Annotated in this window: 9 protein-coding genes; 6 read left to right on the forward strand and 3 right to left on the reverse strand. The window is 43.4% G+C overall.

Features of this window, described 5'->3' with window-relative positions; translation table 11 throughout:
- Nucleotides 1-72: 72 nt before the first annotated feature.
- Genes EWE74_RS14905 through EWE74_RS14915 form a run of 3 tightly spaced genes read right to left on the reverse strand, consistent with a single transcriptional unit; the run spans nt 73 to nt 3,510 of the window.
- The gene (locus tag EWE74_RS14905; protein WP_130142301.1) at nt 73-852 is read right to left on the reverse strand and encodes a rhamnogalacturonan acetylesterase; all 780 of its coding nucleotides are present in this window, start codon (nt 850-852) and stop codon (nt 73-75) included.
- A gap of 6 nt (nt 853-858) precedes the next feature.
- Nucleotides 859-1,851: a pectinesterase family protein gene (locus tag EWE74_RS14910; protein ID WP_239018672.1), complete on the reverse strand. Its 993-nt coding sequence runs from the start codon at nt 1,849-1,851 to the stop codon at nt 859-861.
- Between the two features lie 24 nt (nt 1,852-1,875).
- Nucleotides 1,876-3,510: a glycoside hydrolase family 43 protein gene (locus tag EWE74_RS14915; protein WP_130142303.1), complete on the reverse strand. Its 1,635-nt coding sequence runs from the start codon at nt 3,508-3,510 to the stop codon at nt 1,876-1,878.
- Nucleotides 3,511-3,691: 181 nt separating this feature from the next.
- On the opposite strand from EWE74_RS14915, the gene EWE74_RS14920 reads away from it, so the two are divergent.
- From EWE74_RS14920 to pelA, 6 genes are all read left to right on the forward strand, one after another.
- The gene (locus tag EWE74_RS14920) at nt 3,692-4,447 is read left to right on the forward strand and encodes a rhamnogalacturonan acetylesterase (RefSeq protein ID WP_130142304.1); all 756 of its coding nucleotides are present in this window, start codon (nt 3,692-3,694) and stop codon (nt 4,445-4,447) included.
- A 4-nt stretch (nt 4,448-4,451) separates the two neighbouring features.
- A complete protein-coding gene (locus EWE74_RS14925) occupies nt 4,452-5,462 on the forward strand; it encodes a zinc-binding alcohol dehydrogenase family protein (RefSeq protein WP_130142305.1) in 1,011 nt (336 codons plus the stop codon).
- 140 nt (nt 5,463-5,602) lie between these two features.
- Complete coding sequence (locus EWE74_RS14930; RefSeq protein ID WP_130142306.1) at nt 5,603-6,580, forward strand: pectinesterase family protein; 978 nt, start codon at nt 5,603-5,605, stop codon at nt 6,578-6,580.
- 90 nt (nt 6,581-6,670) lie between these two features.
- A complete protein-coding gene (locus EWE74_RS14935; protein WP_130142307.1) occupies nt 6,671-8,332 on the forward strand; it encodes a glycoside hydrolase family 28 protein in 1,662 nt (553 codons plus the stop codon).
- Nucleotides 8,333-8,352: 20 nt separating this feature from the next.
- Entirely contained in the window at nt 8,353-10,269 is a 1,917-nt protein-coding gene (locus EWE74_RS14940; protein WP_130142308.1) for a glycoside hydrolase family 88/105 protein, read from the forward strand.
- A gap of 7 nt (nt 10,270-10,276) precedes the next feature.
- The gene (gene pelA, locus EWE74_RS14945) at nt 10,277-11,314 is read left to right on the forward strand and encodes a pectate lyase (protein WP_130142309.1); all 1,038 of its coding nucleotides are present in this window, start codon (nt 10,277-10,279) and stop codon (nt 11,312-11,314) included.
- Nucleotides 11,315-11,318 lie beyond the last annotated feature (4 nt).

The following is an 11,318-nucleotide window of genomic DNA, read 5'->3' on the forward strand; positions in this document are numbered from 1 at the left end:
GTTACGCAAACGTTGCCGGCAACGTTGTCATCCGCGTTATGTTTGCGCAATTTGTAACAATCGGTTGCATAACTATAATCCTTTCATGGCGTCAAAAACCAATTGAGCAATAGCTTTACCTCCTGCTACTTGGAAATGGGTATTATCCTGCTGTCCATCAGGATAGGCCCGAAACTGTCCGGCCGGGAAATTCATAAAATAATTTTTGGTGACATAATCTTGTCCCTTCGCGGAGAAATGTGTCATGGAAAGTTCGTTTAGATCAATCAACTTGACATCCATTTCTATAGCAACGTCCTTCACGGCTTGGGGATACGCACCGTGCACATTGTGTAATTTACCTTCTTTCCAAGGATAATTCCGTGCTACGGGCGTAAGCAAAATCGGAAGTGCTCCGCGCTCACGCGTCTGATTAATAAACAAGCGAAGAAACTCTTTATAACCATCGATGTTTACATAGCGCTCGGGATAGTTTTCAGCCCCATCGTTATGGCCAAACTGCATCATGACAACATCACCTTTTTGGAGTGTCTTGTAGATGGCAGACCAACGCCCCTCTTGAAAAAAAGTTCGGGTGCTACGTCCGCCTTTGGCGCGATCATCGATTTTCACATGTTCTACTTTGCCAAGAAGATGTTCCACGAGTTTTAAACTATCTGTGACAAAGAAAGGTTGAAAAACCTGTCCCCATCCCACTAACGGATAGCGCTTGTTGTCGTAATCGTCTTCCAATGCATAGTTAGCGACAGTCGAATCGCCTATGAGGTAGATGGTTGTTACCTTTTGGTAAGAGAAAGAAGTAAGTATGATACCTAATACCAATGTAACTATCGCTAGATTATATTTGTTCATAAGTATTTACAATGGATTCCATCCGTTTAGAACTTTTTCCTGACTATATTTTTTTAGATCTGATTTCTTTAACTTATGCGACCAAGCTACTCTTTTAGACAGATCCTTTGCCCCTGATCCACGACTACCGTATTCGGCATAAAAGGCCGTTTTCTCTTTATCGGGAAAGTTTTTGTCGCCCGGCCATGGATGCCATCCCTCAGGTGTAATGTGTACATCCATTTCCGAATTCAGGAAGACTGTTTTGGCAAATGGGCGCCATGGCCGGCCGAGATAAACCTTATTTACCTGTTTGTCCTTGGCCGTCAATTGGCAGGATTCAAATACAAAACCATAGCGGTCTTCAGCTGTTGTGGATGCGGCCGTGATATATGAATTTGACAAACTTTCGATGTGACAATGTAGGAAATACACCGTCGCCGCACCGAAGATAAAATCGGTCGTACCGCTGATAAAGCAATTTTCAAAAAAGTTACGTGTACCCGCCTTCGCTAAATAAAGGGTGTCTTGGTTTCCTAAAATATGACAATTGCGCACCACCAGACGATCTCCTTCTGTATGTAAGGCTACGGCCTGTCCCACCCTTCCAGCGGTATTAGCGATCGTTAAATCCGCTAGCGTGCAGTCGTTGGCATCGACGAGTACCGTATAGGAGGTATACGTGCTGTATTTGGAATCTCCCGTGACGTCAATTCCGCGAAATGGCTTGCCCGAATAATCATCAAATTGAATAATCGTTTTCGCTGCCCCTTCACCCTTCAGGGTGATGTTACGTTTAAACGAAGGAATAACGACTTTTTCGTTATATATACCCGCCTTGATATGGATGATCACGCGTTTTTCGGCATGATCTCTCACCTGGTTAACGGCTGCCTGTATTGTCGTAAAATCACCTGAGCCGTCTTGGGCGACGGTTAGCTCAAATCGATTATCAATGGTTTGTCCCCTACCCGCTATTGCGATAAAGGAGACAAACAATGTTAATAATATGCTGCGCATGTTCATATTTTATAGTATATGATTTTATTTTAGTGGTTCTACCCGAAACCAATCAAACTCGGCATAACCGCTATCGTTGATTTTGTTATCCCGTATAGCATACAAGCCCAATGTAGCACCAATCCATTTACCGGGCTGTGCCGTAAATGCCTCTCCTACTGCTATATATTTTTTGCCGTCCAAGCTATAATACCACTGACAGATGGCACCTTTGTTTACCTTTACGCGGAGGTATATATAGTCTCCTTCGCGTAGATCGGTAATATCCGTCACTGTTTCGGTGCCCGTGGTTAATCCTTTTTTACAGCTGGCATAATGTAACGTCTGTTTGCCTTTCCCCTGTTTAATGTAAAGTTGGCTGTAGTCTTCTCCAACTACTGCAAACCCTGCACGTTCGTTCTCTACTTTTTCGTTACCGATAAGCCGCATTTTGGTGGTTGCCATAAATTCTTCCGCCGGAAACTTCTGCGTCAACACATTGGGGATGTCTAACAGGTTTTTGTAAGTTTCGGGGACCTGCTGTGTATACAAGGTCAAATGTCCATGCTTGCTCGGCATAAGCCAGGTACCATCAGGGTTAGCTTGCCATTGCCATTGTTTACCCAGTAGTGGCGTATCGAACTCATCCGATTCAGCAGGGGTCTCTATAGGGTAGGTTTTTCCTACATTCGGCTTTTTATATGTCAAGACCGGTTCGCCCGTGCCCTTGACATCCTTCTCGATACCGATAACAGGCCAGTCGTTTACCCATTTCATCGGTTGCAGATGGACGATACGACCATAGGCATCTTTGTCCTGGAAATGTATGAACCAGTCCTCCCCTGTTTGAGTATCTATCCAGGCCCCTTGATGTGGGCCATTGGTGGCTGCGCTTCCCTGATGCATGGCAACATGTCGCTCGTAGGGACCATATATGTTTTTGGAACGTAAAACGAGCTGCCATCCGGTAGCAACACCACCGGCCGGGGCAAACAGATAGTAATAATCATTATGTTTATGCATTTTAGTCCCCTCAATAGTAGGGTCATCTTCGTGTCCGTCGTATACGATAACACCTCGATCTAGCACCTTGCTACCGGTTGCATTGAGTCGCGCAATAGCAACTACACTCTTCAGCCCTGCACGACTCCCGGCATAGGCGAAAGATAAATAATTGTTGCCATCCTCATCCCAAAAAGGACAGGGGTCGATCAGTCCTTTACCCTCAAATACGAGAACGGGCTCTGACCAGTCTTTGGCGGGGTCTTTCGTCTTGACCATATAGATACCGAAATCAGGATCTCCCCAATAAATATAGAATTCTCCTTCGTGGTAACGAATAGAAGGGGCCCAAACACCATTTCCATGTTGGACGGTGTTGAATACATCCTCCGGTATTTGTCTAGGCAAAGCGTGTGAGACGATTTTCCAGTTTACTAAATCTTTCGAGTGTAATACAGGAAGCCCTGGCGCGTGATTGAAGCTGGAGGCAGTCATGTAGAAATCATCGCCTACACGTATCGCATCTGGATCGGAATAATCGGCATGTAAAATGGGATTTTGGTACTGTCCGTTGCCCAAATCAGCAACCCATACGGATGAAACATAAGGACGCTGTGCAAAAACTGCGGAGCCGGATGATAGCACAAAAGCAAGTGAAAGTATAGAAAATTTATTCATTGTTGTGTGTTTGATTTACGTATTGGTAATCACAAGGATACACATTTCTAGGAAAGATAACAACAAGTAAATGTGCAATCGTTGCCGGCAACGATTGCGTTTAATTTTATGGTTAATTCTGAAAAAATGTGGAAATTGACATGCCAAAGGAAAGGTATATTACATCATAAACCCAATAAATATGTGTAAAAAGAATATTTTATGGTCATTAAGTGGCGTGCTTGTGTTGGGGATACTGTGCAGCTTTATAATACAGCCTAGGAAAAAGAACGTATGGATGATCGGCGATTCGACGATGGCTATCAAAGCGCCTGACAAATTCCCAGAGACAGGTTGGGGAGTGGCGTTTGCGACAAAATTTAAGACGCAAGCAGAAGTTCAAAATAGAGCGAGAAATGGCAGAAGCACAAAGTCCTGTATAAATGAAGGCATTTGGAAAGAAGTATACGAAGGCATTCAGCCGGGGGACTATGTTTTTATTCAATTTGGACATAACGACGAAAAAGTGCATAAGCCAGGTGTGGGAACGACGATAGAGGAGTATAAAACAAATCTTTCTTTTTTCGTAACGGAGACACGTTCAAAAAAGGGACAACCGATTTTGTTAACACCTATTGCGCGTCGTGCATTTGAGGGCGGAAAGCTGGTGGATACACATGGCGAATACCCGGATGCGGTAAGGCAAGTGGCTGACAGCTTAGATGTGCCGCTTATTGACCTCACGACGGAAACCTCTGGTGTGCTATCGAAACTGGGAGAGGAAAGGTCAGTAAGCTTATTTCTGCATCTTCCGGAAGGATACCCCAACTACCCAAAAGGTGCGGTTGATAACACGCATCTGAACGAACATGGGGCCGAAACCATTGCCAATCTCGTCGTTCAAGAAATGAAACGACAAGGTATACCTTTAGTCAATGATTTAAAAAAGAAAAGATAATAAAATGAAGAAATTAGTTTGCGTGGAACCGGGCAGATTTGCGTATGAAGACGTAGATATTCCCACTCCGGGAAAAGGAGAATCCTTATTGCGTATCCGGAAAATTGGGATTTGTGGAACGGATATCCATGCGTTTGCAGGTCGACAACCTTTTTTTTCTTATCCACGCGTGTTGGGTCATGAAGTTGCTGCAGATTATGTCGAGGGAGACGCAGCGGGATTTGTGCCGGGCGATAAAGTCACCGTGATTCCTTATTTCACGGAAGGTAAAGACATTGCTTCTCGGATGGGAAAGCCCAATTGTACGAATGATATGCGTGTATTGGGCGTTCATATTGACGGTGCGATGGCAGAGTACGTCGTCGTACCGTCGCATGCTTTGCGTAAGGAAGAAGGATTGGATTATGATGATTTGGTACTTGTAGAGCCGCTGTCCATCGGGGCACATGGTATACAGCGTGGAGGGGTTATCCCGGAAGAATTTGTGCTTGTGATTGGCGCAGGTCCAATCGGTTTGGGAATTATTGCACTGGCAAATATTGCCGGTGGAAAGGTGATAGCACTAGATGTAGATGATATTCGTCTCGCTTATGCGAAGGCGTTAGGTGCTTCTTATACGATTTCCGCGCTAGATGCAGATGTCCATGCGCAGTTAGCGAATATCACGAATGGAGATATGCCTACACTCCTGTTTGATGCAACCGGCAATACCGCTGCTATCAACAACGCTTTTCAGTATATGGCTCATGGCGCGCGTTATGTTCTTGTCGGACTGCAAAAAGAAGAGATACATTTTAGCCACCCGGAGTTTCATAAGCGGGAAGGAACATTGATGAGTAGCCGAAACGCTTTGGCGAATGACTTTGAGTATGTCATGCAGCACCTGCAGGATAAATCATTAGATGCCGCCCAGTTTATTACCAGACGGGTAAACTTCACAAATGCTGCGGAACTGTTCAGTGATCCTAGCAAACCTTTGCTATCGGGTATTAAGACGATCATCGAATTTAATTAGGTTTTTCACCTAGAGAGCAGGCATATTTCTTTCGCAAACGTTACCGATAACGTTTGCGTTTTTAATTTTAGGCTAACTCGCTGTTAAACTGATTATTAATACCTACATTTAACATCAACCAGTTAAGAGGGAGTATTTGTATGAAGATAAGCCTGTTCATTATTTTGATTTTGTTTGGTGTCCATTCCGTTTGGGCTACTTCTTATGATTTCGTGGTGGCGAAAGATGGTAGTGGTGACTTTGGAACTGTACAAGAAGCGATTGATGCCGTTCCCTCTTTTCGGAAAAACGTGACTACAATTTTTGTAAAAAAGGGTGTGTATAGAGAAAAAATTGTGTTGGCAGCGCCTAAGCAGTATATAAAACTAATTGGTGAGGACAAGTTTAATACGATTCTGACATATGATGATTTTGCCCAAAAGAAAAATGTTTTTGGTGAAGAAATCGGAACATCGGGCTCATCTAGTTTTTATTGTATTGGAGACGGCTTTATCGCGGAGAACATCACGTTTGAAAATAGTGCTGGTCCAGTAGGGCAGGCAGTGGCGATATGGATAGGTGCGGATAAAGCAACGTTTATTAACTGCCGTTTTTTGGGTTTTCAAGATACCTTGTATACCTATGGTAAAGGGGCGCGGCAACTATATGTCAACTGTTATATTGAAGGAACAGTCGATTTTATTTTTGGATCGTCCACCGCTTGGTTTGAGGCATGTGAGCTATATTGTAAAAAAGCAGGTTATATTACCGCAGCTTCAACTCCCGAAACATCTGCATATGGCTATATATTCAACAACTGTATTATTACCGGGTCCGAAGACGTACAACATTTTTATTTAGGTCGCCCATGGAGGCCGTATGCGAAGGTGGTTTTTATGTATTGCTCCTTGCCCGCTTTTATCGTTCCGGAGGGATGGCATAACTGGGGCAAGGAAAGCAATGAACACACCGCTTTTTATGCGGAATATAAAAATAAAGGGGAAGGAGCTTTGTCACAAAATCGTGTCAAATGGTCTCGGCAGCTAACGGACGGAGAGGCGAAAAAGCTATCTATGTCAGCTGTTTTCGGTGATTGGGATGCCGAATCGATAATAAAGAAACACCCGGTTCTCCGGTAACGATTGCATAGTTTTTTCTTTCTTTTTCTACACAAACGATGTAGACTTGTCTAAGAGAAGCAACCAAAATTTAAACACATAAGAGGTAAAATGATGCAAAAGAAACAATATATCAACATAATATATACAACCATACTGCTTGGGTGGGGAGGTGTCTGTACATTAAAAGCCCAAGAGCCTGTACATCCTATCGTTCAGCAGGTGAGTTTTCCAAAAGATACCTTGCAAATTATCGATTTTGGCGCAAAGGGGGATGGACAATTTATAAACACCGAGCCTATTAATAAGGCGATTACCACCATTAGTGAAAAAGGCGGAGGTGTTGTATTAATACCTGGTGGTCTTTGGTTGACCGGTCCCATCGAAATGAAGAGCAATGTAAACCTGCATGTTCAGCGGGATGCTGTTGTATTGTTTACCGATGATTTTGGGGCGTACGAACTGGTAGAATCAAATTGGGAGGGAGAACCCGCTTGGCGAAATCAAAATCCTATTTCGGGGAAAAATTTGGAAAATATAGCGATTACCGGGGCTGGTGTCATTGATGGAAATGGAGGAGCTTGGCGCATGGTGAAACGGGATAAAATGACAGACGCACAATGGAAAAAACTCGTTGCATCGGGCGGTGTGGTGGATGAAGGGGGTAAGATTTGGTATCCTTCCGAAAGTTCGCTGCACGGTGCCACAACCAAAAATACGGGTAAAGGCCATGCTGGACAGACAGCTGCTGATTTCATGGATGTAAAGGATTTCCTGCGTCCGAATTTATTGGTGTTTACCGCTTGTAAACGTATTTTACTGGAAGGCGTAACCATTCAAAATTCACCGGCATGGAATATTCATCCGTTGATGTGCGAAGACTTGACAGTAAGAAACCTAACGGTGAGAAACCCTTGGTACGGACAAAATGGAGATGGTTTAGATATCGAATCTTGTAAAAATGTATTGGTCGAAAATAGTACGTTTGATGTGGGCGATGATGCCATATGCATTAAATCTGGACGTGATCAAGCAGGGCGTGATAGAGGAATGCCTACAGAAAATGTTATTATTCGCAATAATATCGTATACCACGGACATGGAGGATTTGTAATAGGAAGTGAGATGAGTGGCGGCGCTAGAAACATTTGGGTGGAAGATTGTTCATTCATAGGCACCGATATTGGCCTACGTTTTAAAACCACACGAGGTCGTGGCGGCGTGGTGGAAAACATATTTATAAATAATATTAATATGGTGGGTATTCCCGGAGAGGCGATATTATTTGATATGTATTATGGTATGAAAGGTCCCCTTCCGACGGCGGGTGAGCAAGGGGATGCCGTGGTAGAAATCCCTGCCGTAACAGCGGAAACACCCCAATTCCAGAATTTTGTTATGCGCAATATTAATGTAAACGGTGCAGAAAAAGGAATTTTCTTCCGTGGGTTGCCGGAGATGGCTATTAAAAATATAGTGATTGAGCAAGCCAATATAACGGCAAAAAAAGGCGTAGAGCTTATAGAAGCGTCGGGAATTGCCTTGAAAGACCTGACACTCAACGTAACCGAAGCAAATCCGCTTGTTCATGTAGATAATAGTAAAAATATTGTGTTCACAGATTTGAAACCGGTAGGCGATATAGATCTCTTGGTTCGCGTCTCGGGCAAGTCGACCCAAAATATTGTACTCACAGGCGCCAAGGTAGAAGAGGGCAAAACAATAAGTGAGTTTACCAACGGTGCGTCAGAAGAAGCGTTGGTGATAAAGTAGGGGAACAAAAAAATAATAACATGAAGAAAGGTATACATATTATGCTGTGCTTATTATTGTTTGCGCAGGTTAGTTTTGGACAAGAAAAAGCACTATCTGAAAAAATGGCCATTACGGCGATGGATTCGCTATATAAAGATACCCGCTTTACAAACAAAGAGAAAGGCCCACAGTGGACGTATGATATGGGTGTGGTATTGGAAGGGATGGTAGAAGTATGGCGGAATACGGGTGATAAAACCTATTTTGATTATGTGCAGGGATGGATGGATCAGTTTGTAACCGAAGACGGCGATATCCGTAATTACAGACCAGAAGAGTATAATATAGATCACGTCAAAAACGGACGGTCGTTGTTGTTTCTGTATAAGGTCACTGGAAAAGCGAAATATCTAAAGGCTAGCGAAAAAGTCTATAATCAGCTTTTGACGCATCCCCGGACCAAGCAAGGAGGATTTTGGCATAAGAAAGTATATCCTTATCAAATGTGGCTAGATGGCTTGTATATGGCTCAACCTTTCTATACGGAATTTGCCGATTTGATGGGTATTGACAGTATATACGATGATGTCGTGAACCAGTTCACCTATATGGAGAATCATGCACGTGACGAAAAGAGCGGATTGTTATACCACGGTTGGGATGAATCTCGTAACGAAAGATGGGCAAATCCGGAAACAGGCCTTTCTAAACATTTTTGGGCACGTGGTATGGGATGGTACGCCATGGCTTTAGTCGATGTACTGGATTATTTTCCAATGGAACATCCAGGAAGGGAAAAGTTGGTGCAAATCCTACACCGGACATTAACGGCTGTCGCGAAGTATCAAGATCCGAAGACATCTGTATGGTATGATATTGTGGATTTAGGTACGCGTGAGGGGAATTATGTCGAAGCTTCGGCATCTAGCATGTTTGTATATGCTATGGCGAAAGCGGTGCGAAAAGGATATGTGCCGAAGAAGGATTTTCAAAAGCACATTGATAAAGGGTATGCGGGATTGGTAAAACAATTTATCACGTCAGGTGGACCAGATCGCGTGAATATCAACCATGTGGTTACGGTTTCTGGATTGGGAGGATCGAAAAACTATCGCGATGGTAGTTTTGAATATTATATGAGTGAACCCGTGAAACCAAATGATCCCAAAGGGGTGGGGCCATTTATTTTGGCCGCCTCGGAAGTGGAGTTTGCGCAGTCGGCAAAAAGCCAAAGGACAGTTCATGTTACGTTAGATAACTATTATAATAACGAGTACAAGAAAGCACCGGACGGTCAACTGAAACCTTATCATTACCTTTGGGACGGTCAGGATAACAATGGCTTCTTTTTGTTGGGCCGTATCTTTGAACAGTATGGAGGGGTTTTGAACACATTGCGGGAAGCGCCGACACAACAGAAATTAGCGAATAGTAATGTCTATATTATTGTAGATCCGGATACGGAAAAGGAAACGACAAGCCCTCATTTTATGAATGAGGCCGAGGCGAATGAAATTGCGAAGTGGGTTCTTGGAGGAGGCGTGTTAGTTTTATTGGCAAATGATGCGGGAAATTGTGAAATAGCAAAATTTAATACGCTGTCGCAGAAATTTGGGATTACGTTTAACGAGGATAACCGCAATATGGTGAAAGGAAGCAATTATGCGGACGGCGCGGTCGTTATCCCTTCCAAAACAGGAATATTCAAAAAGACCCAAAAGATTTATGTGAAAGAAATCTCTACGATAAATGCGGTAAAACCAGCGAAACCGCTTGTGCAGGAGCAAGGGGATATTATCATCGCGACCGCAAAATATGGTAAAGGAACTGTGTTCGCTATTGGCGATCCGTGGCTGTATAACGAATATGTAGACGGGCGTAAACTACCTGTGGAATACCAGAACTTTGATGCGGCACACGAACTGGTACAGTGGTTACTGAGAAAAGCTAAATAAGGAAAAAATGAAATGTACTAGATTTTCCATATTGTTTTGTTGTTTGTTCGGATTATCTTTTTTGGCTTTCGCGCAAGAAAAGGATAGCTTAGCAGAGAAGGTGCTCGTTTACCAGCTCCCGAATGGTGCATGGGGAAAACAATTGGTGGATAAAAAAGCGGTTAACTATGCTTTGCCGTTAACAAAAGAATTGCTTCAGAAAATCAAAGCGACAGACGAAAAACACGCCACCATAGACAATGGTGCAACAACGCGAGAAATTAATATCTTGATCGAGGCCTATACTAAAACACAGCATACGGATTATCTAAATGCGGCTCGCCGAGGAATAGAATACCTGTTGGAAGCACAATATGAAAACGGGGGTTTTCCGCAATACTATCCCAATAAATCCCTATATCGGGCCCAAATCACGTACAACGATAATGCGATGATCAACGTGTTGACGGTATTGGATAACCTAGCGAAAGAAACAGCGGGTTTTGCCGCGCTAGCGGACGATCGATTAAAAGAACGTGCGGTGGATGCGGTAACGAGAGGCATAGACTGCATATTGAAAACACAGATTATACAGGGTGATTCCTTGACCATTTGGGCGGCACAATATAATGAAAAAACGCTTCAACCCGAACAGGCAAGAGCGTTTGAGCCTGTTTCGTTAAGTACATCAGAATCGGTCAATATTGTACGTTTTTTGATGAAACAGCCTGTAACGCCAGCGATAGAGAGGGCGATAGAAGCAGCTGTCCAGTGGTTCGAAGTACACGATCTGGAAGGATATCGGTTTGACAAGACAAAACATCCGAAAACGGGGAAAACCGTTCGTGACCTCGTACCCGATAGTACTTCTGTCATATGGTCGAGGTTTTATGATATCGCAAATAATAAGCCCCTATTTGGCGATCGGGATAATAGCGTGACCTACGATTTTTCGGAAATATCGGATGAACGAAAAAATGGGTATGCTTGGTTTGGCAACTGGCCCATCAAATTGTTGGAAAAAGAATATCCCAAGTGGAAGGAAAATAAAGTGATAAAAAAGTAAAAAC

This window comes from Sphingobacterium corticibacterium (genome assembly GCF_004208525.1).
GTDB classification, from domain to species: domain Bacteria; phylum Bacteroidota; class Bacteroidia; order Sphingobacteriales; family Sphingobacteriaceae; genus Sphingobacterium; species Sphingobacterium corticibacterium.

What these genes read in the sequence shown, in the direction of transcription:
- EWE74_RS14935 (WP_130142307.1), top strand. Translation starts at nt 6,671, where the DNA reads ATGATGCAAAAGAAACAATATATCAACATAATATATACAACCATACTG.
- EWE74_RS14915 (WP_130142303.1), bottom strand. Translation starts at nt 3,510, where the DNA reads ATGAATAAATTTTCTATACTTTCACTTGCTTTTGTGCTATCATCCGGC.
- EWE74_RS14905 (WP_130142301.1), bottom strand. Translation starts at nt 852, where the DNA reads ATGAACAAATATAATCTAGCGATAGTTACATTGGTATTAGGTATCATA.
- pelA (WP_130142309.1), top strand. Translation starts at nt 10,277, where the DNA reads ATGAAATGTACTAGATTTTCCATATTGTTTTGTTGTTTGTTCGGATTA.
- EWE74_RS14925 (WP_130142305.1), top strand. Translation starts at nt 4,452, where the DNA reads ATGAAGAAATTAGTTTGCGTGGAACCGGGCAGATTTGCGTATGAAGAC.
- EWE74_RS14910 (WP_239018672.1), bottom strand. Translation starts at nt 1,851, where the DNA reads ATGCGCAGCATATTATTAACATTGTTTGTCTCCTTTATCGCAATAGCG.
- EWE74_RS14920 (WP_130142304.1), top strand. Translation starts at nt 3,692, where the DNA reads ATGTGTAAAAAGAATATTTTATGGTCATTAAGTGGCGTGCTTGTGTTG.
- EWE74_RS14940 (WP_130142308.1), top strand. Translation starts at nt 8,353, where the DNA reads ATGAAGAAAGGTATACATATTATGCTGTGCTTATTATTGTTTGCGCAG.
- EWE74_RS14930 (WP_130142306.1), top strand. Translation starts at nt 5,603, where the DNA reads ATGAAGATAAGCCTGTTCATTATTTTGATTTTGTTTGGTGTCCATTCC.